The sequence below is a fragment of the Pseudomonas sp. Leaf15 genome (genome assembly GCF_001421425.1).
GTDB lineage: Bacteria > Pseudomonadota > Gammaproteobacteria > Pseudomonadales > Pseudomonadaceae > Aquipseudomonas > Aquipseudomonas salomonii.
Genome location: NZ_LMKI01000033.1, coordinates 84,086 through 106,244, shown reverse-complemented (window position 1 = coordinate 106,244; position 22,159 = coordinate 84,086). Strand labels below are relative to the sequence as shown.

Below are 22,159 nucleotides of genomic sequence, written 5' to 3'. Positions count from 1 at the left end.
CATGCGGCGCCCACTCTCTGATACGCAAAGGACGGATACGTGAGCGAAACAGCCTTGCCTAAAGATGAAACCCAACCCGCACTTGATGCGCCGGTTGAGTCACAGGTCACCGCGCCACGCCGTGGCAATGGCCTGGCGGTTGTGGCCCTGTTGCTCGGTGCTGCAGGCGTTGCCGCCGGCGGTTGGGGGATCTGGCAGGTCCGTGCCCTGCAAGCCAGCAGCCAGCAACAGCTGGGCCAGGTACAGACCCTTGATGATCAATCCCAATCCCTCAAGCAAAGCCAGCAACAGCTGGCGGCGCGCCTGGCGCAGTTGCCTGGCGCGGACGAGCTTGAGGAGCGTCGCCGCCTGGTCGCCCAATTGCAGGGTGACCAGCAGCGCCTGAGCCAACGCCTGGAAACCGTGCTGGGCGCCAGCCGCAAAGACTGGCGCCTGGCCGAGGCTGAACACCTGATCCGCCTGGCCAGCTTGCGTCTCTCTGCCTTGCAGGACATCAACAGTGCCCAGTCACTGGTCCAGGGTGCCGACGAAATTCTGCGTGAACAGAGTGACCCAGGCGCCTACGCCGCCCGTGAGCAGTTGGCCAAGAGCCTTGCCGCGTTGCGCAGTACCGAGCAACCCGACCGCACCGGCCTGTACCTGCAACTGGCCGCACTGCGTGATCAGGTCGTGGCGCTTGCGGCTATCGCACCGGAGTATCAGCTCACCGAACCTGCGTCCGAAGGGCGCTCGACCACCGATACGGAAAATCGCCTGAAACAGTGGTGGGAGCAGATCTCTCGCTACTTCCGTATCGACTTCAACCCTGATGACAACATTCGTCCATTGCTCGCCGGCCAAGGCCTGAATCAGGTGCGCCTGGCATTGAGCCTGGCGCTGGAACAGGCGCAGTGGGCCGCGCTTAACGGCGAATCGGCGGTGTACAGCCGCTCGCTGGGTGAGGCGCGCAGCGTGCTGCAGGACAACTTCAACCAGGACAATCCGCAGAGCAAGGCGATGCTGGCGCGTATTGCCGAGCTCGAGCCCAAGGCTGTCTCGGTGGTGACGCCGGACCTGGCCACCAGCCTGGCCGCAGTGCAGGCCTACCTTGAGCGCCGTCATCTGTCTGCCGATGAAGCCAAGGCGTCGGCGGGCACGCCGGCGACCCAGGAGTAGAGCCGATGAAGCGTTTCTATGTGATCCTGGTGCTGGCGATTGCGATCGCCCTGGCACTGGGCGTGGGTATTTCGAAACACACCGGCTACGTGCTGATTACCTACCCCCATCTGCTGCATTACGAATCAAGCCTGTGGGCCACGCTGGTGGCGGTGTTCGCCGTCGTTCTGGTGATCTACCTGCTGCGTGTGCTGTTCAGCTTGCTCACCACCTCGGGCGGCGTAGTCAACCCATGGTCGCGGCGTAACCGCAGCCGCCGTGTGCAGATTGCCATCGAGCAAGGCCAGATGGACCTCGCCGAGGGCCGCTGGGCCAGCGCCGAACGTCACCTGCACCGCGCCGCTGAAGCCGAGCGCCAGCCGTTGTTGTACTACCTTGGCGCTGCACGGGCTGCCAACGAACAGGGCCGCTATGTGGAGTCCGACGGTTTGCTGGAGCGTGCCCTGGAACGCCAGCCACAGGCGGAACTGGCTGTGGCCCTGAGCCATGCGCAACTGCAGATGGACCGTGGCGACACTGAAGGTGCGCTGGTGACCTTGCAGGCCATGTACGAGCGTCATCCGCATAACGCGCAGGTCTTGCGCCAATTGCAGCGTCTGCATCAGCAGCGGGGTGATTGGCCGTCGGTGATTCGCTTGTTACCCGAACTGCGCAAAGACAAGGTACTTCCCGCCGCTGAGCTGGCCGAACTTGAGCGCCGTGCCTGGGGCGAAAACCTTGGGCTGGCGGTCGAGCGTGAAGAGCAGGGCGAAGCCGGTTTGCAGTCTTTGGAGCGAGCGTGGGAGCAACTGACCTCCGCCCAGCGCCAAGAACCGCAACTGGTGTTGGCTTACGCTGAACAACTGCGTCGGCTGGATGCTGACGCCAAGGCCGAAGAAGTGCTGCGTGGCGCCATCAAGCGCGGCTATGACAGCCATCTGATTCGGCTTTACGGTTTGTTGCGTGGCAGTGACCCGGGTCGACAGCTCAAATTTGCTGAAGGCTGGCTCAAAGACCATCCGGGGGATGCCAGCCTGTTGCTGACACTGGGTCGCCTGTGTCTGCAAAACAGTCTGTGGGGCAAAGCACGCGACTATCTGGAAAGCAGCCTGCAAGTGCAGCGTAACCCCGAGGCCTGTGCTGAGCTGGCGCGCTTGCTGGCCCAGCTGGGCGACACCGAGCGCAGCAACCAGTTGTTCCAGGAAGGCCTGGGGCTTCTGGACAGCCGCTTGCTGGCATCACCGTTGCCGGTGCCTGCGCGAGTGTAGGAATGAAAGCCAAGGTTGGCCCGACCTTTCTGAGGGCCAACCTTTCTTTATCGCGTAAACCCTGGGCGCTAAAGCGCTACGTAGCAAATTCCTACCGCCAACTGCTTGAAGTCATCCAGGTTCTGACGGCATATCCCCAGGCGGTTGCGGAATAGTCTGCTCTAACGCGTATTGAAAGGAGTCAGGCCTTTACTCTACCGTAAGGGTCTATCTCCTGCGGTACGGATAACAATGTCTTTGGCCCCTTCACGCTCCCTGTTTCTTCTGGCCTTCTTGGCTGGTGCGCTGACGTTGGGTGCGTCTTTTTATCTTGAGTTCGGCGCGCTCTTGCGTCCTTGCTTCCTGTGCCAGGTGCAGCGCATCTTTTTGGCAGCCTTTACGCTGATCAACCTGGTAGCGACCATTCACAACCCGAAACGCTCCGGGGTCTACCTGTACGGGTTGGCCAGCATGGGCTGCGCAATGCTCGGGGCCATCACTGCGGTACGCCAGGTGCTGCTACAAAATGCCGCGCCGGAGCAGGTCAACGATTGCTGGCCCAGCCTTCACTACATGATTGAAAACCTGTCGTTATGGCAAGCACTGCAACTGAGTGTAAAAGGCACCGTGGACTGCGTGGAACTCAACTGGACACTGTTTGACCTGAGCCTGCCCGAATGGAGCTTGTTGTTCTTTTTGGCGATGCTGGTGCTCGGCATCATGCAGTTTTCACGATTGTTGGCGGGCCGCCGTTTGCACCCTGCGAGGTACTGAAAATTCGCCGTAATGTGTAGGACGGGATTAAACACTTGTATGAACTTTCTCTCCTGCGTACCTTGAAGCCATAGTCATGCGGGCATAATCTGGCCCGCACGCGTTATCGAAACCGTTTGTGACATGCGGCCTTGTTCGGCTCCCGCCTCAATGTTTGAGGTGTTACGCGGGCACAGGCGGCAGCGCCCCTATAGGGAAGAGAGATCACCATGCTGGAAAGTTGTCAGAATGCTCAGGAACGCTGGGGTGGAGTGCACAAGCTGATCGACAGCTGGTTGAAGGCACGTCACGAACTGGTTCGAGCCTTTGATGCTCTTGGCGCCAAGCCCGAGGCACTGGCTGAGAATCGCGAACCGCTGCAGGATTTCTGCGGTGTCTTGGTGGACTACGTGTCGGCCGGCCATTTTGGTGTCTACGAGCAACTGACCAAGGAAGCGGAAGCTTTTGATGATCAGCGTGGCCTTGACCTGGCAGATACGATCTACCCGCGCATTGATGTGATCACCGAGAAGCTGCTGGCCTTCACCGATCTGTGTGATGCTGGTAATTGTGTTGCTGAAAAATTCAAAGAATTGGGCGCGCTGCTGCATGAGCGCTTCGAGTTGGAAGACTGCCTGATCGAAGTGCTGCACAACGCTCACAAAGAAGAGTCGGCCGCCCAGGCTTGACCCTCTGAGTGAGATAAAAAAACGGTGCGCATGGCGCACCGTTTTTTATTGGGTCAGTGGCGAGTGCCGAGCAATTCGATCTCGAATACCAGTGGCGTATAGGGTGGGATCAACTCACCCGCACCGTCGGCGCCATAGGCCTGGGCGGAGGGAATCACCAGTCGCCATTTCGCGCCTACCGGCATCTGCTGCAGCGCGCTGCTCCAACCACTGATCACACTGTCCAGGCGAAACCATTGGGGCTGCGTGCTCTTGTCGAAGACTGTCCCATCGGGCAGCCGTCCTACGTAATTTACGTGCACCTCATCACTGGCCAGTGGTTTGCTGCCGTTGCCGGGCGCTAGCTCGGTGAGCAGGATGCCATCTGCCAGTTCACGCACGCCGCTGACGGCTTTTTCCTTGGCTAAGAATTGCTGTTCGGCAGCGAGGGCCTTTTCGCTTTGTGGAGCCTCGGCGTCGGCAGCGTTTTGTGCTTCGTGTTCGGCGAGGATCTGTTCGATGCGTGCATTATCCAGTGCCAATGGCTTGCCCTGGTAGGCTTGCTTGAGGCCATCGAGCAAGGCTTGGATCTGCAGGTCGGGAACCTGCTGGCGCAGGCGCTCGCCAAGGCTTGCACCCAAACTGTAGGCAAGGTCGTGTGGGTCTTGGGCAGTGGTTTTTGACGGTGATTGCTCGCCTGCATTGGCCACGCCAATCGCCAGGCCAAGCACTAAAAAAAGATAACGCGACATGCTGCTTCTCCCGCCGAAAGTGCGACGGATTATGCCAGTGTGAGTGGGCAAAAAGTGCCGCCGTTTTTTGTTATATCGATAAGAATTTATTCACGGTGCAACGCAAGGCAAACGATACTGTCAACATGCCCTAGCGGCGGTAAGAGCAGAGGGCTAGTATGAGCCGCACCCACGTCAGCCAGGAGGTAAACCATGTCGGCCAAACAGAAGCCTGTTAATACCCCGTTGCATTTACTCCAACAACTTTCGGGCAGCTTGCTCGAACATCTGGAAAGCGCATGTTCCCAAGCGTTGGCCGATGCAGAAAAACTGCTCGCCAAACTGGAAAAACAACGCGGTAAAGCGCAAGAAAAGCTGCACAAATCCCGCACCAAACTGCAAGACGCCGCAACTGCCGGCAAAGCCAAGGCACAAGCCAAAGCCAAAGACGCCGTCAAAGAACTTGAGGACCTGCTGGACGCCCTCAAGGATCGCCAAGCTGAAACCCGCACTTACATTTCCCAACTCAAAAAAGATGCTCAGGAAAGCCTGAAACTGGCCCAGGGCGTTGGTCGAGTCAAAGAAGCGGTGGCTAAAGTATTGGGCGCTCGTACACCGGCAAAAGCTGCCGCATCGAAAGCTCCAGCCAAGGCTGCGGCCAAGCCAGCTGCAAAAACTGCTGCTGCAAAACCAGCGGCCAAGCCAGCTGCTAAAACCGCTGCTGCAAAGCCAGCCGCCAAGCCAGCTGCTAAAACTGCTGCTGCGAAACCAGCCGCCAAGCCAGCTGCTAAAACTGCTGCTGCGAAACCAGCCGCCAAGCCAACTGCTAAAACCGCTGCCGCGAAACCAGCCGCCAAGCCAGTTGCTAAAACTGCTGCTGCAAAGCCAGCGGCCAAGCCAGCTGCTAAAACCGCTGCTGCGAAACCAGCCGCCAAGCCAGCTGCTAAAACTGCTGCTGCRAARCCAGCSGCCAAGCCAGYTGCTAAAACTGCTGCTGCGAAACCAGCTGCCAAGCCAGCTGTTAAAACTGCTGCTGCAAAGCCAGCGGCCAAGCCAGTTGCTAAAACTGCTGCTGCRAAACCAGCYGCCAAGCCAGTTGCCAAACCGGCTGCAGCCAAACCAGCCGCTAAGCCAGCAGCCAAACCTGCCGCCGCGAAACCGGCCGTCAAGCCAGCCGCCAAACCTGCTGCCGCTAAGCCAGCTGCAAAGCCAGCCGTTGCCAAGCCTGCTCCGGTCAAGCCAGCAACTCCGGCAGCCGCGCCTGCTACCCCGGCAGCGTCCAGCGCTCCAACCGCATCGGCCAGCAGCACGCCTGCACCGGTAGCGCCAAGCACCACCCCAACCAGCGCTTCCTAAGTGCGGGTGGCCACGACGCGCAGCTGCTGCAGCGCGTCGTGGTCAAGGTTGGCGGCTTCGGTCGCCAAACCTTCAAGCCATTTCGGTTGACTCACTTCCCCCGTCGGCCATGCCTGCGCCAACGCTTCCAGGCGCGCTAATAATTCCCGTTCGGCCTCCAGCTCCAGAGCTTTGACTCGCTCGCGTAATGCCGCCAGAGGCACATCCTGTTGCGCCAGGGCTCGCCATTGCATGCGCATCTGTCGTAACGGTTCGACCACCGTTTTTTGCCATGGGCGTGCAAGCTGTTGCAGCGCGTGAATGCGCGCAGGCTCAAGCGCTACGCCGCGCCGTTCCAGCCACGCACCACAGAGCAACAGGCACACATCCGCGCCTTGTTCCTGCAAGCGCAGGCAAGCGTCTTCGCACCCTGGGCGGGCGTAAATCGAAAGGGCAAAGCTCCACAGGTCAGCGCACATATTCACACCCAAGCCAGCGGGCAACGAAGCTGGTAGACTCCGCCGCCATTATGATCCGACTTCAAAGCCTAACATTACAGCGTGGCCCGCAACGTCTTCTTGAAGACGCCGAGCTGACCCTGCACGCCGGTCACAAAGCCGGCCTGATCGGTGCCAACGGCGCCGGCAAATCCACGTTGTTCGCCCTGTTGCTGGGTGAGCTGACCCCGGATTCCGGGGACTGCTTGCTGCCGGCCGACTGGCGCATTGCCCATATGCGCCAGGAGATCGACACCCTCGACCGCATTGCGATCGACTACGTGCTCGATGGCGACCTGCGCCTGCGCCAGGTGCAACACGACCTCGCCGAGGCCGAGAAAGCCCAGGACGGCGCCGCTCAGGCCCGCCTGCACTCGGAGCTGGACAGTGCCGACGGCTACACCGCCGATGCCCGCGCCCGCAAGATGCTGGCTGGCCTTGGGTTTACCAACGAACAGATGGATCGACCGGTCGCCGACTTCTCCGGTGGCTGGCGCATGCGCCTGAACCTGGCCCAGGCACTGATGTGCCCTTCGGACTTGTTGCTGCTCGACGAACCGACCAACCACTTGGACCTCGATGCGATCCTGTGGCTGGAAGACTTCCTCAAGAACTATCAGGGCACCTTGTTGCTGATTTCCCACGACCGGGACTTCCTCGACGCCGTGGTCGATAACATCGCCCACGTCGAACAGAAGAAGATTACGCTGTACCGTGGCGGCTACACCGCGTTCGAACGCGCGCGCGCCGAGCGTCTGGCCCAGCAGCAACAGGCCTTCGAAAAGCAGCAGGCGCAACGTGCGCACATGGAAAGCTACATCGCCCGGTTCAAGGCCCAGGCCACCAAGGCCCGCCAGGCCCAGAGCCGGATCAAGGCGCTGGAGCGCATGGAAGAGCTGTCGGCGGCCCATGTCGATTCGCCGTTCGACTTTGTATTCCGTGAATCGGTGAAAATCTCCAGCCCCTTGCTGGATCTCTCGGATGCACGCCTGGGTTATGGCGACAAAACCATCCTGGAGAAGGTCAAGCTGCAGCTCACACCGGGTGCGCGCATCGGTTTGCTCGGGCCTAACGGCGCGGGCAAATCGACGCTGATCAAGAACCTGTCCGGCGAGCTTGAGCCTTTGGCCGGCCGCCTGACCCGTGGCGAGAACACGGTGGTGGGCTACTTCGCCCAGCATCAGTTGGATTCTCTGGACTCCAAGGCCAGTCCGTTGCTGCACCTGCAGCGTCTGGCGCCGACCGAGCGCGAACAAACGCTGCGTGACTTCCTTGGCGGTTTCGACTTCCGTGGCGCACGCATTGATGAGCCGGTGCTGAATTTCTCCGGCGGCGAAAAGGCCCGTCTTGCCCTGGCATTGATTGCCTGGGACCGGCCGAACCTGCTGCTGCTCGACGAACCGACCAACCACCTGGACCTGGAGATGCGCCTGGCGTTGACCATGGCCCTGCAGGAGTTCAGTGGTGCGGTGCTGGTGGTGTCTCACGATCGCCACTTGCTCAAGAGCACCACCGACAACTTCCTGCTGGTGGCTGACGGCAAGGTTGAAGAGTTCGACGGCGACCTGGATGACTATGCGCGTTGGCTGACCGATTACCGCCTGCGCAACGCGCCCGTGAGTAATACGCCGGTCAACCCCGACAAAACCGACAAGAAGGCCCAGCGCCAGGCAGCCGCCGCCCTGCGCCAGCAGTTGGCGCCGCACAAGCGCGAAGCCGACAAGCTGGAAGCCGAGCTGGGCAAGGTGCATGAGCGCCTGGCCAAGATCGAAACCAGCCTGGGCGACAGCGCCGTCTACGAGGCGGCGCGCAAGGACGAACTGCGCGACCTGCTGGCCGAACAAGCCAAGCTCAAGGTGCGCGAAGGGCAGTTGGAGGAGACCTGGATGGAAGCCCTCGAAGTGCTCGAAACCTTGCAAGCGGAGCTGGAGGCGCTGTCCTGATGGAAGCGTTGCAGTTACCGCTGCCGGCACAATGGATCGCGCCGCTCTGGGTGGGTGTGCAAATCCTGCTGATCCTGCTCGCGGGTTATTTCGCCCAGCGCTTCGTGGCCAAAGTCCTGAATCGCCTGGGTGAACGCTACCCGTTGCCTCCTCAGTTGCTGATGCCACTGCGTGGCGGCCTGCGCTGGCTGATCATGGGCAGTGCGCTGATTTTTGTGCTGGAGCGCCTGGGCGTGTCCGCCACTGTGTTGTGGACGGCGCTGTCGGGGTTTGTCGCAGTCGCGGCCGTGGCGTTTTTTGCCATGTGGTCGGTACTGTCCAACCTGCTGTGTGCGATTTTGATCTTTACCGTCGGGCCGTTTCGCCTCGGTGATATCGTCGAACTGGTGGATACCGTCGACAAGCCGGGTGTAAAAGGCCGGGTGGTGGCGATCAACCTGCTCTACACCACACTCATCGAAGTGGCGGAGGCAGGCACTGACAGTGCGATGGTGCAGGTGCCAAACAGCCTGTTCTTTCAGCGCTCGGTGCGGCGTTGGCCAGGTACCCACGTGTTTCCAGGCGACCGCTAGCATTCACGTCGTGTAAAAATCCATAGCCAGTCTTCGGTCGGCGGAGTTAGCTTAAGCCTTACTCGCAAACTCCCTCCTGAGGTGTGTAATGGCACTCGACACATGGCTGGCCTTTTTCCTGGCCAGTTGGATCATTTCCCTTTCCCCCGGCGCCGGTGCCATCGCTTCGATGTCCAGCGGCCTGCAATACGGTTTCCTGCGCGGCTACTGGAACGCCATTGGCCTGCAACTGGGCCTGGCGATGCAGATCGCCGTGGTGGCGGGTGGCCTGGGTGCCATTCTTGCGGCGTCTTCGACCGCGTTTTATGCGATCAAGTGGTTTGGTGTGGCGTACCTGGTGTACTTGGCCATCAAGCAGTGGCGCGCCCTGCCGATGGACATGAGCGAGGATGCAACGATACGCCCGATCGGCAAGCCAATGGCGATGATATTCCGTGGCTTCCTGGTCAACGCGAGCAACCCCAAGGCGTTGGTGTTCATGCTGGCGGTTCTGCCGCAGTTCGTGAACCCGCAGGCGCCGCTGCTGGTCCAGTACCTGGTTCTGGGCGCAACCATGATCAGCGTCGACATGATTGTAATGGCGGGCTACACGGGGCTTGCGTCGAAAGTCTTGCGGCTGCTGCGTACGCCCAAGCAGCAGAAACGCATGAATCGCACGTTTGCCGGATTGTTTGTGGGGGCGGCGGGTTTCCTGGCCAGCTTGCATCGCGCAACGGCTTGATTGACGAAGCCAGCTCCCACATTTGTCATGTGTTGGCTTTGAGATGACGGCTCAACGAAGAATCTTCGGCGCTTCATCCCTTGGCAGGTTATTGCGCACTGCAGGCTTGCCTGGTTCTTCGTAGCCACCGCCCAGTTGTTCCGCCAGTTGGCGCGCCACATCCTCACCCAGCGCTTTCGACACTTCCCGCACCACGCGCGGCCGGTTCAGGCTTACGCGCACGTCACGGTTGTTCACCAGCTTGGTGTCCTGGCCCTCACCCATGGCGGTAAACGCCGAGGTGATCTCGAAGGTGCGCGTATTGATCAGGCTGAAATCGGCCACCAGCGTCAGGCCCAGCACCGCCGAGTAGCTGTTGGTGTGGTCCAGGGCGTTGATGTCCTGGGTGAAGTCGATGTCTGACAGGGTGCCGAACAGCACATAGTCCGCGCCCTTGAAATTACCGGCCTTGATGCGTTTGATCACGTCATAGACATCACCTTTGGCGTCGGCGGTGTAAGGCGTGCCCTGCACCAGCTGAAACTGGTGCGACTTGAGGATCTCTCCCTTGATATCACCGCTGAATTTACGCAGCTCGGCCTGTTCGATGTAGCTGGTACGGCTCTCGTACTCGCTGTAGCTCGAAGCTCCGCTGGCGCTGTAGCCACTGGCCTGGAAGTTGTTGCTGGCCGACACCGCGTGGATGTACTCCTCGACTCGCGCCTCGTACGCCAGGTCGGTGACCGCGATCTTCGGGGCGGCCGAGGCGCCAAAGGCGCACAGCAGGCCGATCATGCCGATCCATGCACGCATTGCTTAGCGCTCCGTGGTCTTGCGGATTTCTTTCTCGTCCATCCATTCGGCCAGGCCGCTTTCAACGTCGATCAGTTGCAGGCTGAACTTGTAGAACACGTCCTTGTAGTCCGAGCTGCGCTTGACGATGGAGCTGATGGAACCTTCCAGGCGGTACTTGGCGGCAACCATGTTGCCGGTTTTGCTCACCGTGGATTTCTTGTACAGGCCGCTCTGGTTTTGCAGCTTGAGCTGGTCGACCTGGCTTTGCATGTCGGTGTTATCGCTGGCGAAACGCGCGGTGCCGGTTTTCATCAGCTGGGTCTTGATCGACGTGGTGATCTCGCGGGTATCGATGTACTCGCTGGTCTTGTTCTTCACGTCGTACACCTGCACCACTGGGCGGCCTTGCAGGATGCCGGACTGGGCCAGGGAGCGGGTCATGCTCTCGGCGATCATCTGCAGGTCGGTGGAGCCGAACTCGTTGGTCACCAGCTCCACGGCCTTGGAGTCGCCATAGCTGATGTTCTTGCCGCCGAGTACCGGCGAGGTGTTGGAGCAACCGCTGGCCAGAAGGGCAACGACGGCGAGAATCGAGAAGCGTGCAAACATGGGGAAATCTCTCTGAATACGGTTAGCGCAGCGGCTCAAGGGGTTTTCACTTCGAGACGGAAGTCGGCGGCCTGGGGCAGGTTGGCGATGGCCGGCAGGAAAGTCGCCTGGTTGGCGTACAGGTTCAGCACTTTCCAGGTTTCTTCATCGCCCACCGGGAAGCCATCGGCACCCAGCCAGGCGAAGCGGTAATACATCATCTGGTTGCTGCTGGTGATGTTGCTCAACTGCACCTTGGCGGTCAGGAAGCCATTTTCGCGGGCCACGCGGATGGCGCCGACGGCGATGCCCTTGAACTTGCCCATCACCACGATCTTGCTGGCGGCACTGCCGGGCTCCTGTGGCGGCGGGGTGGCGCAGCCGGCGAGCAGGACCAGCGCCAGGGCGCCGAGGATGAAATGACGCATAACGTGCTCCTTAAGGTTGTTTGAGGGCGATGGCCTGGGCAGAGGTGCTCGGCACCACATGGGCCGCAAGGCCACCGGCGAACACCTGGTTACCGACCACGCGCAGGGTGATCACCTGATAGCGCTGGTCGGCCTTGACCGTCACCCGTGTACCGCCCAGGGCATTAGGCAGGCTGACCTGGTGCTCGCCGTGCTTGAGGCGCAGGCGTGTCACCTGGGTCATGTCCGGCAGCGTGCGCCAGGTGCGGGTGTCGGCGCCTTCGGTCACTGCCGAGGCGATGCCCAGCACCAGGCCCGCCATTGGGTTGGTCTTGTTCAGGTTGTTTTGCGTCACGCCACGGCTGACGGCCCGCACGGTGGTGCGCAGGATGATCCCCGGCATGTCGTCACGCAGGGCGCGGCGGGACATGGCGGTGGTGCTATTGAGCACGGTGAGATTCTGCTGCTTGCCGTCGACGCCGATCTGGCCGAAAGCCTGGGTGGAGGTGTCGGCCTTGATCACCGGGAACGAGAGCGGGGTGATCACCAAATGGCCGTCAATCGGAATCGGCAGCGGCAGGCGGATCGAATCTCGCGCCGGTGCCAGGCCGCTCTGCACCACGATCAGTACGTCGGTCTCGTCGGCGCCGACCTTGGACTTGTCCAGGTCCAGCAACGCCTGTTCCAGCAGCGGCGTATTGGGGCGCAACTCGGCCGCCTTGCGATAGCCCGGTGCAGCCAGGTCTTTCTCACCCAGGGCTTCGTAGACAAAGCCTGCCAGGTAATGGCTGAACGCACTCTGGTAGCTGTTCTTCAGGCCGACCACTTCCGGCGCGTCGAGTGCTTCCACCGGGTAGCCGCGCAGGTCTTTGAACTGGGTAGTGACGCCTTGGCGCTCGGCTTCGTTTTCGCGCTTGAGGTATTCCTTGTCCCGCAGGTCGGCGATCACGGCTTCGCGCTCGTGGGTCTTCTTGATCTCGGTGCGGGCGCCGTCGAAATCATTCAGGGCCAGCAGGTTCAGGGCCATCTGGGTGGTCAGCATGACTTTTTCGTAGTCATAACCTTCGTAGCGACGCACCTTGTCGTTGACCAGGAAGCTGCCGAACTGGGCGAGGTACTTTTCGCTGTCGAACTTGACCGACTCTTCCCACTTGAACACTTGCAGGTCGGCGTTGCGCCAGGCGGTCTGGCTGCCGGTGAGGTCGCCTTTGGCGCGCAACAACTCGCCCTTTTCAAAAAAGTAGAGCAGGTCCTTGTCTTCGCCGGTGTTGTTCTTTTCCAGCAGGGTCAGGGCGCCGTCGACGTTGCCGGTGGCCAACTGCTGGTTGGTGGCTTGCAGCTCGGTATCGTAGCTGCGAAACATTGAACAACCGGAGAGCAAGGTAACCGCCGCCAGTGTGAGCGGGGTTAAGGCGCGAAATGCCATGCAAACTTCTTCCCTGAGAGTATTCAGCTGATGTGCAAATTCCTCATAAAAACGAGGAAATAAATTCCCTTTCGCAATAACAGGGCGCGGCATTATAGGCGTCATTGCTGGCAAAACAATGGCTTTTTGCTGCTGCAAGTCACGTTCAGATGCCATTACTTGCCCCTTGAATGCACAGGGCTCACCTGCGCCAAATCACTAACACCTTGAGTCAAACCCTTTAAAATTTAACAATGTGTTACTTCGTATTTCCCTTTGAGATTCATTCATGATTGCCCCCATCCGTTTTCTCGCTTGGTTGCTGCTGCCAGCCTTGATGTCGTGCAGCTTCAACCTGCTGGCCGCGACTGCCGAGGGCGCCCCACAAGCCCTGCATCTGTTGGACTACATTGGTGCTGACTACCCTCCGACGGTGGAGGCGGGCAAGGTTATCGATGAATCGGAATACCGCGAACAAATAGAGTTTCTCGGCGTGTTGCAGGGCTTGGTGGCTGAGCTACCGCAAAGGCCTGAGCGCGCGGAGTTGGTCAAAGGCGTCGACGAATTGTTAGCGGCTGTATCCGCTCACCAGGACGGCGCACTCGTCGCCCGCCAAGCCCGTCAGTTGGGCGCCAAGTTGGCGGTGGCCTATGAAGTCAGCCAGGCGCCGGCTATCACGCCAGACCCTGCGCGGGGTGCGCCGCTGTACGCCCAGCACTGCTCGGTGTGCCACGGTACTGCCGGTGCGGGTGATGGCCCGGCGTCCACGGGCATGACGCCGCCGCCTGCGAACCTGCGCGATGCGGTACGTCTGGACCGCCTGAGTCTCTACGCGATTTACAACACCTTGGGCCTGGGTGTTGAAGGCACTGACATGCCGTCCTTTGCCGACCAGTTGGATGATCGTCAGCGCTGGGACCTGGCCACCTACATAGCAGGCTTCACCGCCGACCCGGCTGCCGCCAAAAGCGAACAGCCTTTCAACCTTGCCGACCTCGCTCGCCAGACCCCCAACGAGGTGCTGGCAGCCAGTGGCCCAGCCGCTGCAGCGACGTTCCGCGCCCAGCGTGCGCAGCCGCCGCAGGTCAAGCGTGGCCCGGCGCAGTTGCTCGACTACACCGCAACCACCTTGGACAAGAGCCTCGCCGCGTTCCGTAACGGTGATCACGAACAGGCCTATGACCTTTCAGTTGCAGCGTACCTGGAAGGTTTCGAGCTGGTAGAAAGCTCCCTGGATAACGTCGACGCCAACGTGCGTAAAGACACCGAGAAAGCCTTGATGGCCTACCGGCAGTCATTGCAGGACGGCCTGCCGGTCGAGCAGGTGCAACAGCGCCTGGACGTGGCCAAGGGCAAACTCACCGAATCCGCCGGATTGTTGGGCAGTGATGGCCTGAGCTGGTCGCTGAGCTACATCTCCGGGTTGCTGATCCTGCTGCGCGAAGGCCTTGAGGCGATTCTGGTACTGGCGGCGATCCTGGCGTTCCTGCGTAATACCGGCCAGCAATCGGCGGTGCGCAGTGTCAACGTCGGCTGGGGCTTGGCGCTGCTGGCCGGCTTGGCGACCTGGGCACTGGCGGCGTATGTGATCGACGTGAGCGGCGCCCAGCGCGAATTGCTCGAAGGCTGCACGGCGTTGTTCGCCAGCGTGATGGTGCTGTGGCTGGGCGTGTGGATGCATGACCGACGCCACGCGGCGGCCTGGCAGGATTACATCAAGAGCAGCCTGGTCGGTGGCGGTGGCCGTTTCGGTTTTGCGATGCTGGCGTTTTTCTCGGTATACCGCGAGCTGTTCGAGGTGATCCTGTTCTACGAAACCCTGTGGCTGCAGGCGGGTCCTGCCGGGCACAACGCGGTATTGGCCGGCGGCGCCACGGCGTTGGTACTGCTGGTAGGTTTGGCGTGGGTGATCCTGCGCGGTTCGGCGAAACTGCCGCTGGCGTTGTTCTTCGGCATCAATGCGGCGTTGCTGTGCGCGTTGTCGGTGGTGTTCGCCGGGCATGGCGTCAAGGCGTTGCAGGAAGCGGGCATCTTCGGCACACGGCCGGTGGCGTTCTTTGACTTCGACTGGCTGGGCATTCACGCCGATGCGTATTCGCTGGGGGCGCAGGCTGTGGCGATTCTGGCGATTGTGGTGTTGTATGGCCGTAGTCGTTCTGCAGAGATGCGTCGTAGAATCTCTGATTAAATAAATAGACAGAACGATTTGATCTGCGGTTCCGAATAATAGTATTTTGTGCTGTGATGAGGTAAATGTTTAAGCATCAAAAGCCAGTCAGTGTAATTGACTGGCTTTGATGTTTTTGTTATTTGGCGCGTTGCATAATAGTTGTTGATGGGTGACATGTGTTAAATGCAATTATCGTTCTCGCTGGAATAGTAGTTGTGATTAGATTAGAACTTCGGTTTATTGCTTGCCCAGTTAAGGTCTCCACTATTAATTCCTCCTGGTTCTGATAAGTCTTTGTAAAAGTGCCAGCTCGATGTTTTGTCGGGGTTAGCTTTTTCTGTTTTCACACAGTCCCAGTCTTCAAAAACCGCAGCGCCGGCTTGGTAGGGTGCTACGAGCCTCCAACTTGCATCAGCTGTCGAAAACCACATTATGGTTGCTTTCTTTTCATTGTTGAAAGAAAAGTGACCTTTAATATCAACCGTATCCTGTCCGGGAACGGTTAGTGAACCACTAAACGCACCACTTGGCTCATCAATGTTTTTGAATTCAAGTTGTATGTTGTCCTTGTCGGAATTGTATTTCCCGCGCATGTCTGTTGTAAGTGACATTTTGCACCTCTCTCATATGCTGTAGCTTTAGGGTGGCGAGTAAATTAATTACTCTGAGATCAGAGTAGGGTTGGTAGAGTGAGTTGTAACCTGTGAAGGTTGACAGTTGTTTATATTCTTTCGGAGTAGCCTTTATTCCGATTTTTTTGTTTAGAGAGGAAATGAGTCTGTTAGGTTGGGCGGCTTTTTTCAGAGCACGCCCGTTGGCGGATAGCGTCTTTACCGAAGCGCAAATATGCACCGTTGAATGTTTTCGGTGTGCAGGCCGTTATGTGCGAGCAGCTCACTCGCTAAAAAGTGTCGGAGCTGCGCGCGCTTTAATACAGCATCAGGGGCAGAGCGCTGTTTTCTCTGCCGCCCAGGTGTATGCGCACTACTATCCTGATTGCTCATGCGCTATCGCCTTCCCTGGTTCAATCATTCTCGTGGGTCAATTCCAATACCCGATCCACCAACTTGTTGATCCCTGACGCGACCTCGCTGATGCGCTTGCCGAGCATGTAGGCCGGTGTGCTCACCAGCTTGCGGGCCTTGTCTTCGACGATGTCCTCGACAGCGCACTCCTGATGAGTGGCACCCATCTTGTCCAGGGCGGCCGCCGTGTCGGGGCAGTTGCCGATGGTGCAGGTCACGCCGGGGCCGTAGATCTTCGCAGCCAGGGCCGGCGAGATGCAGATCAACCCCACCGGCTTGCCGGCTTCGGCAAAGGCTTCGGCCAGCTCCAGCACGTGCGGGTTGACGCTGCAACCGGCGCCCTCCACGGCAAAGTTCGAGAGATTCTTCGCTGCGCCAAACCCGCCAGGCACGATCAGTGCGTCGAACTCGTCGGCGCTGGCTTCACGAATGTCCTTCACTTCACCTCGAGCGATGCGCGCCGACTCCACCAGCACATTGCGCGACTCGGGCATCTCTTCACCGGTGAGGTGGTTGATGACGTGCAACTGCGCAATATCTGGCGCAAAACATTGAACCTGAGCGCCGCGCTGATCCAGGCGCAGCAGCGTGATCACGCTTTCGTGGATCTCTGCGCCGTCGTACACGCCGCAGCCGGAAAGGATCACTGCAATCTTTTTGCTCATGGGCATCTCTCCTCTTTTGTGGCGTTAAATGTCTACTAATTTGTCACCTGTTGCCAATGGGATCTCCTGCCGCTACACCTAATCTTGATGTAACAAAAAAACATCGGACTAGCCCATGGACTTCGTGCCTTACGCGGTACCGTTTTTCATTGCCCTGATTGTGGTCGAGCTGCTGGCCGATCGCTGGCGCGGTGAACGCAATTATCGGGTGGCGGACGCCATCAACAGCCTCAGCACCGGTGTGCTGTCTACCACCACCGGGTTGTTGACCAGAGGCGTGGGCCTGCTGACCTACGCGTTTGCCCTCAAGCACCTGGCGCTGATCGAGCTGCCTGCCCAAAGCGTGTGGACCTGGGTGTTCGCCTTTGTGTTCTACGACTTCTGCTACTACTGGCTGCACCGCTGCGGCCATGAGCGCAACATCCTGTGGGCTGCGCACTCGGTGCATCACCAGAGCGAGGACTACAACCTCACCACCGCGTTGCGCCAGACCAGTACCGGCTTCCTGCTGAGCTGGATCTTCTACTTGCCCCTGGCCGTCGTGGGCGTGCCGCTGGTGGTGTTTATCAGCGTGGCCTCGCTCAATCTCTTGTATCAATTCTGGGTACACACACGTCACGTGCCCAAGCTCGGCTGGTTCGAGTGGTTTTTCGTCACGCCGTCCAATCATCGTGCCCACCATGCACAAAACGCTCTCTACATGGATCGCAACTACGGCGGGGTGTTCATTATTTGGGACCGCCTGTTCGGCAGCTTCCAGGAAGAAGACGATAACGAGCCGGTGATCTTTGGCGTGACCACGCCGCTGGCCAGTTGGAACCCGCTATGGGCCAACCTGCAGTTTTATGCACAGTTGTGGAGTGATGCGCGTCGCACTGAGAGCAGGTGGGACAAGCTGCGCATCTGGTTCATGCGCACCGGCTGGCGCCCGGCGGACGTGAAAGCCAAGTACCCGATGGCCAAGCCCGACTTGAGCCAGTTCCGCAAGTTCGAGGTGCCGCTGGATGCGCGCCAGCAGGTCTACATTGCGCTGCAATTTGCGGCGTATGTAGGGTTTGGCAGTTACCTGATGAATTTCGGCGAAGGGCTGCCCACGGCGGCGCTGGTGCTGGGCTGGAGTGCGATGGCGCTGGGGTTGTTCACCCTGGGCGTGGCCCTGGAGAACCGACCGTGGGCGCTGAAAGCCGAGCTGGTGCGCCTGGGGCTGAATGTGCCGCTGGTGTGGCTGGCGCCGCTGGTCGGCTTGTGGCCGGCCAGCAGCCTGGGCTGGTTGGGCCTGCTGAGTTACAGCTTGCTCAGTGCGATCGGCCTCTACTGTTGCAGAAGCCGGCTTACTCGACTGGCGTCTTAGGCGGTTGCTCAGTGGCTTGCTCGGCAGCCAGCCGGGCCTTGGCCTCGGCACAGGCTTCGCGGGCGATACGCGCGTTCTTGAAGCGCCGGCGCAGCCACAGGCCAAGGCCCAACAGCAGCAATGCCCCCAGCACCCACAGCTCGTATTTCTTGACGCTGCCGAGCATGCCTTCCAGCACTGCGCCGAAGTGGTAGGCCGCAGCGCCCAGGGCCGCGGCCCAGATAGCGGCGCCGATGCCGTTGAGGATCAAGTAGCGAGCCGGCGGGTAGCCCGACAGGCCAATCGCCACCGGCATCACGGTGCGCAATCCATAAACGAAGCGGAAGCTCAGCACCCAGATATCCGGGTGCTTGCGGATGTGCTCCAGGGCCTTGTCGCCCATCAATTGCCAGCGCGGCTTGCGCGCCAGCAGCTTGCGCCCGTGTTTGCGCCCCAGGAAATACCACAGCTGGTCGCCGGCGTAGCTGCCAAAAAAGGCAACGACCACCACCAGGTTGATATCCATATAGCCACGGAACGCCAGGAAGCCTGCGAGAACCAAAATGGTTTCGCCTTCAAAGAAGGTGCCCAGGAAAAGCGCAAAGTAGCCGAAGTCATGCAGAAATTGTTGAAGCATGGTCTGGGGTGCTGGCGAAATGAACGCGCAGCCTACGCCTTCGTGAACATTCATGAAAGTATCGAGATGTGTCACGAAGTGAACAATTCCTACATAAACGACGAATGCGACTACAGGTCGCATCGATAAGCACAACTGTCATTCCTTCGTCATAATGGCCGCTTATAACTGCAACGCTCGCCCGTAAACGCGGGCTCAGGAGTCTGTCGTGAGCTTTACCCCTGCCAATCGCCTGTTCCCCGCCACCCGTCTGCGACGCAATCGCCGTGATGATTTTTCGCGCCGCCTTGTACGTGAAAACGTACTGACGACGAATGATCTGATCCTGCCGGTGTTTGTGCTGGACGGCGAAAATCGTCGGGAAGCCGTGGCGTCGATGCCGGGTGTGGAGCGCTTGACCATTGATTTGCTGCTTGAAGAGGCGGCTGGTTGGGTTGAACTGGGGATTCCGGCGCTGGCACTGTTCCCGGTGACACCGTCTGAGCTCAAGTCCCTCGACGCCGCCGAAGCCTGGAACCCGGAAGGCATCGCCCAGCGCGCCACCCGTGCCTTGCGTGAGCGGTTCCCGGAACTGGGTGTGATCACCGACGTGGCGCTGGACCCGTTCACCACCCACGGCCAGGATGGCATTCTCGACGAAGACGGTTATGTTCAGAACGACATCACTGTCGATGCGCTGGTCAAGCAGGCCTTGTCCCATGCGGCGGCAGGCGCCCAGGTGGTGGCGCCGTCGGACATGATGGACGGCCGCATCCAGGCGATTCGCGAAGCCCTGGAACTGGCCGGCCACGTCAATGTGCGCATCATGGCCTACTCGGCCAAGTACGCCAGCGCCTATTACGGCCCGTTCCGCGATGCGGTGGGTTCGGCGTTGAACCTGGGCAAGGCCAACAAGGCTTCGTACCAGATGGACCCGGCCAACAGCCATGAAGCCCTGCACGAAGTGACGGCCGACCTGGCCGAAGGCGCCGACATGGTGATGGTCAAGCCCGGGATGCCTTACCTGGACATCCTTTATCGGGTCAAAGAGGAATTCAAGGTGCCGACCTTTGTCTATCAGGTCAGCGGTGAATACGCCATGCACATGGCCGCGATCCAGAATGGTTGGTTGAGTGAAGGGGTGATCCTCGAATCCCTGACTGCCTTTAAACGTGCGGGCGCTGATGGCATTCTGACCTACTTCGCCGCCCGCGCCGCCCAATTGCTTAGAGAGCAACAATAGCCCTCACAGGAACACTCGATGAATACCGAAGGACTCTCCGAAGTGGCTGTAAAAGACGCTCACCCGGTGGTTGAACAAATCGCCGAAACCCCACCGGAGCTGGAGCCGGCCGCACCTGCCGTGGTGGCTGAGGCGCCCGCGCCGGCCCCGGTGGCGGCGGTGACCAACCTGGATGACAGCAGCCTGTACATCCATCGTGAGCTGTCACAACTGCAATTCAACATCCGCGTGCTGGAGCAGGCGCTGGATGAGTCCTACCCACTGCTGGAGCGGCTTAAATTCCTGCTGATCTTCTCCAGCAACCTGGACGAGTTCTTCGAGATCCGCGTTGCCGGCCTCAAAAAGCAAATCACCTTTGCCCGCGAACAAGCCGGTGCCGACGGCCTGCAGCCGCATCAGGCCCTGGCGCGCATCAGCGAACTGGTGCACGGCCATGTGGACCGCCAGTACGCGATCCTCAACGACATCCTGCTGCCGGAACTGGAAAAACATCAGGTCCGCTTCATCCGTCGTCGTCATTGGACCACCAAGATCAAGACCTGGGTGCGTCGCTACTTCCGTGACGAAATTTCACCGATCATCACCCCGATCGGCCTCGATCCGACGCACCCGTTCCCGTTGCTGGTGAACAAGAGCCTCAACTTTATCGTCGAGCTGGAAGGCATCGATGCTTTCGGTCGCGATTCGGGCCTGGCGATCATCCCGGCGCCGCGTCTGTTGCCACGGATCATCAAGGTACCGGAAGAAGTAGGGGGCGCTGGCGATAACTATGTATTCCTGTCTTCGATGATCCACGCGCACGCCGATGACCTGTTCCAGGGCATGAAGGTCAAGGGCTGCTACCAGTTCCGCCTGACCCGTAACGCCGATCTGGCGCTGGACTCCGAAGACGTCGAAGACTTGGCCCGTGCTCTGCGCGGCGAGCTGTTCTCGCGGCGCTACGGCGATGCGGTACGTCTGGAAGTGGCGGATACCTGCCCCAAACATCTGTCGGACTACCTGCTCAAGCAGTTCAACCTGGCCGAGTCCGAGTTGTATCAGGTCAATGGCCCGGTGAACCTGACACGTCTGTTCAGCATCACCGGCCTGGACAGCCACCCGGAGCTGCAATACACGCCGTTCACGCCACAGATTCCGAAACTGCTGCAAAACAGCGAGAACATTTTCAGCGTGGTGAGCAAGCAGGACATTCTGCTGTTGCACCCGTTCGAGTCCTTCACGCCAGTGGTCGACCTGCTGCGCCAGGCCGCCAAAGACCCGCATGTTCTGGCGGTGCGCCAGACCCTGTACCGCTCCGGCGCCAACTCGGAAATCGTCGATGCGCTGGTAGACGCCGCGCGAAACGGCAAGGAAGTCACGGCGGTGATCGAGTTGCGTGCGCGGTTTGACGAAGAGTCCAACCTGCAACTGGCCAGCCGCCTGCAAGCGGCCGGCGCGGTGGTGATCTACGGCGTGGTTGGCTTCAAGACCCACGCCAAGATGATGCTGATTCTGCGCCGCGAGGCCGGCGAGATTGTGCGTTACGCGCACTTGGGCACCGGCAACTACCACGCCGGCAACGCCAAGCTCTACACCGACTACAGCTTGCTCACCTCTGACGACGCCTTGTGTGAGGACGTCGGCAAGTTGTTCAGCCAACTGATCGGCATGGGCAAGACCTTGCGCATGAAGAAGCTGCTGCACGCGCCGTTCACGCTCAAGAAGGGCATGCTCGACATGATTGCCCGCGAAACCCAGTTCGCCCTCGACGGCAAGCCGGCGCACATCATTGCCAAGTTCAACTCGCTGACCGATCCGAAGATCATCCGCGCGCTGTACAAGGCCAGCCAGTCCGGTGTGCGCATCGACCTGGTGGTGCGTGGCATGTGCTGCCTGCGACCTGGCATTGTGGGTGTGTCGCATAACATCCATGTGCGCTCGATCATCGGCCGCTTCCTGGAGCACACACGGGTGTTCTACTTCCTCAACGGCGGCGAAGAACAAATGTTCCTCTCCAGCGCCGACTGGATGGAGCGCAACCTCGACAAGCGTGTGGAGACCTGCTTCCCGGTGGAAGGCAAGAAGCTGATCATGCGGGTCAAGAAAGAGCTGGAAAGCTACCTCACCGACAACACCCATAGCTGGAGCCTGCAATCGGACGGGCGCTACGTGCGCAACACGCCGACCGGCAACCAGAACCCGCGCAGCGCGCAGGCGACGTTGCTGGAGAAGCTGGGTAGTCCGATTCTTTCGGTGAATTAAGCAAGGTATACGCGGGCCCATGTGGGAGCGGGCTTGCTCGCGAAAGCGGAGTGTCAGTCAACAGATTCATCGACTGATCCACCGCTTTCGCGAG

General features: G+C 59.9%; 21 protein-coding genes. 12 read left to right on the top strand and 9 right to left on the bottom strand.

The features are described 5' to 3' along the window. The first annotated feature begins 39 nt into the window (after positions 1-39). The 4 genes from ASE80_RS22005 to ASE80_RS21990 all read left to right on the top strand — a co-directional run bounded on the left by ASE80_RS22005 (position 40) and on the right by ASE80_RS21990 (position 3,823). Complete coding sequence (locus ASE80_RS22005) at positions 40-1,155, top strand: uroporphyrinogen-III C-methyltransferase (RefSeq protein ID WP_056860793.1); 1,116 nt, start codon at positions 40-42, stop codon at positions 1,153-1,155. Positions 1,156-1,160: 5 nt separating this feature from the next. Beyond that, complete coding sequence (locus tag ASE80_RS22000; protein WP_056860792.1) at positions 1,161-2,402, top strand: heme biosynthesis protein HemY; 1,242 nt, start codon at positions 1,161-1,163, stop codon at positions 2,400-2,402. 231 nt (positions 2,403-2,633) lie between these two features. Then, entirely contained in the window at positions 2,634-3,155 is a 522-nt protein-coding gene (locus ASE80_RS21995) for a disulfide bond formation protein B (protein WP_056860791.1), read from the top strand. 209 nt (positions 3,156-3,364) lie between these two features. Then, positions 3,365-3,823 (top strand): Rsd/AlgQ family anti-sigma factor, encoded by a 459-nt coding sequence (locus ASE80_RS21990; RefSeq protein ID WP_056860790.1) that lies wholly within the window; start codon positions 3,365-3,367, stop codon positions 3,821-3,823. A 53-nt stretch (positions 3,824-3,876) separates the two neighbouring features. Here ASE80_RS21990 and ASE80_RS21985 read toward each other — a convergent pair whose 3' ends face one another. Continuing rightward, entirely contained in the window at positions 3,877-4,554 is a 678-nt protein-coding gene (locus tag ASE80_RS21985; protein ID WP_056860789.1) for an FKBP-type peptidyl-prolyl cis-trans isomerase, read from the bottom strand. A 192-nt stretch (positions 4,555-4,746) separates the two neighbouring features. Between ASE80_RS21985 and ASE80_RS30365 the strand changes: the two genes are divergently transcribed. Further along, entirely contained in the window at positions 4,747-5,889 is a 1,143-nt protein-coding gene (locus ASE80_RS30365) for an AlgP family protein (protein WP_082463667.1), read from the top strand. On the opposite strand, the gene ASE80_RS21970 is transcribed toward ASE80_RS30365, so the two are convergent. Then, complete coding sequence (locus ASE80_RS21970) at positions 5,886-6,347, bottom strand: TIGR02444 family protein (protein WP_056860787.1); 462 nt, start codon at positions 6,345-6,347, stop codon at positions 5,886-5,888. The two genes, ASE80_RS30365 and ASE80_RS21970, sit on opposite strands and share 4 nt — an antisense overlap. A gap of 50 nt (positions 6,348-6,397) precedes the next feature. Here ASE80_RS21970 and ASE80_RS21965 point away from each other — a divergent pair, with 50 nt between their 5' ends. The 3 genes from ASE80_RS21965 to ASE80_RS21955 all read left to right on the top strand — a co-directional run bounded on the left by ASE80_RS21965 (position 6,398) and on the right by ASE80_RS21955 (position 9,601). Then, the gene (locus ASE80_RS21965) at positions 6,398-8,308 is read left to right on the top strand and encodes an ATP-binding cassette domain-containing protein (protein ID WP_056860786.1); all 1,911 of its coding nucleotides are present in this window, start codon (positions 6,398-6,400) and stop codon (positions 8,306-8,308) included. Continuing rightward, complete coding sequence (locus tag ASE80_RS21960; protein ID WP_056860785.1) at positions 8,308-8,880, top strand: mechanosensitive ion channel family protein; 573 nt, start codon at positions 8,308-8,310, stop codon at positions 8,878-8,880. The genes ASE80_RS21965 and ASE80_RS21960 overlap by 1 nt, the downstream gene beginning before the upstream one ends. 88 nt (positions 8,881-8,968) lie before the next feature. Continuing rightward, positions 8,969-9,601 carry a LysE family transporter gene (locus ASE80_RS21955; protein WP_056860784.1) on the top strand — a complete coding sequence of 211 codons (633 nt, stop codon included), beginning with the start codon at positions 8,969-8,971 and terminating at the stop codon, positions 9,599-9,601. A gap of 51 nt (positions 9,602-9,652) precedes the next feature. Here ASE80_RS21955 and ASE80_RS21950 read toward each other — a convergent pair whose 3' ends face one another. The 4 genes from ASE80_RS21950 to ASE80_RS21935 are packed head-to-tail and all read right to left on the bottom strand — an operon-like array spanning position 9,653 to position 12,796. Next, positions 9,653-10,393, bottom strand: a complete 741-nt coding sequence (locus tag ASE80_RS21950; RefSeq protein WP_056860783.1) for a hypothetical protein — start codon at positions 10,391-10,393, stop codon at positions 9,653-9,655. Between the two features lie 3 nt (positions 10,394-10,396). Beyond that, positions 10,397-10,984 (bottom strand): penicillin-binding protein activator LpoB, encoded by a 588-nt coding sequence (gene lpoB / locus ASE80_RS21945; RefSeq protein ID WP_056860782.1) that lies wholly within the window; start codon positions 10,982-10,984, stop codon positions 10,397-10,399. Positions 10,985-11,019: 35 nt separating this feature from the next. Continuing rightward, a complete protein-coding gene (locus ASE80_RS21940; RefSeq protein ID WP_056860781.1) occupies positions 11,020-11,391 on the bottom strand; it encodes a YcfL family protein in 372 nt (123 codons plus the stop codon). A gap of 10 nt (positions 11,392-11,401) precedes the next feature. Continuing rightward, on the bottom strand, positions 11,402-12,796 hold the full coding sequence (locus ASE80_RS21935; RefSeq protein ID WP_056860780.1) for a COG3014 family protein: 1,395 nt from the start codon (positions 12,794-12,796) through the stop codon (positions 11,402-11,404). Between the two features lie 268 nt (positions 12,797-13,064). On the opposite strand from ASE80_RS21935, the gene ASE80_RS21930 reads away from it, so the two are divergent. Continuing rightward, positions 13,065-14,963 carry an FTR1 family protein gene (locus tag ASE80_RS21930; protein WP_056860779.1) on the top strand — a complete coding sequence of 633 codons (1,899 nt, stop codon included), beginning with the start codon at positions 13,065-13,067 and terminating at the stop codon, positions 14,961-14,963. 206 nt (positions 14,964-15,169) lie between these two features. Here ASE80_RS21930 and ASE80_RS30870 read toward each other — a convergent pair whose 3' ends face one another. Continuing rightward, positions 15,170-15,556: a hypothetical protein gene (locus ASE80_RS30870; RefSeq protein WP_133257344.1), complete on the bottom strand. Its 387-nt coding sequence runs from the start codon at positions 15,554-15,556 to the stop codon at positions 15,170-15,172. Positions 15,557-15,969: 413 nt separating this feature from the next. Continuing rightward, complete coding sequence (gene elbB, locus ASE80_RS21925; protein WP_056860778.1) at positions 15,970-16,635, bottom strand: isoprenoid biosynthesis glyoxalase ElbB; 666 nt, start codon at positions 16,633-16,635, stop codon at positions 15,970-15,972. A gap of 115 nt (positions 16,636-16,750) precedes the next feature. On the opposite strand from elbB, the gene ASE80_RS21920 reads away from it, so the two are divergent. Then, positions 16,751-17,986: a sterol desaturase family protein gene (locus ASE80_RS21920; protein WP_056860777.1), complete on the top strand. Its 1,236-nt coding sequence runs from the start codon at positions 16,751-16,753 to the stop codon at positions 17,984-17,986. Here ASE80_RS21920 and ASE80_RS21915 read toward each other — a convergent pair. Further along, a complete protein-coding gene (locus ASE80_RS21915) occupies positions 17,967-18,602 on the bottom strand; it encodes a DedA family protein (protein WP_056861046.1) in 636 nt (211 codons plus the stop codon). The genes ASE80_RS21920 and ASE80_RS21915 overlap by 20 nt on opposite strands. 208 nt (positions 18,603-18,810) lie before the next feature. Between ASE80_RS21915 and hemB the strand changes: the two genes are divergently transcribed. Together hemB and ppk1 are read left to right on the top strand one after the other, a co-directional pair. Next, the gene (hemB, locus tag ASE80_RS21910) at positions 18,811-19,824 is read left to right on the top strand and encodes a porphobilinogen synthase (protein ID WP_056860776.1); all 1,014 of its coding nucleotides are present in this window, start codon (positions 18,811-18,813) and stop codon (positions 19,822-19,824) included. A gap of 18 nt (positions 19,825-19,842) precedes the next feature. After that, positions 19,843-22,065 (top strand): polyphosphate kinase 1, encoded by a 2,223-nt coding sequence (gene ppk1 / locus ASE80_RS21905; protein WP_056860775.1) that lies wholly within the window; start codon positions 19,843-19,845, stop codon positions 22,063-22,065. The last annotated feature ends 94 nt before the right edge of the window (positions 22,066-22,159 follow it).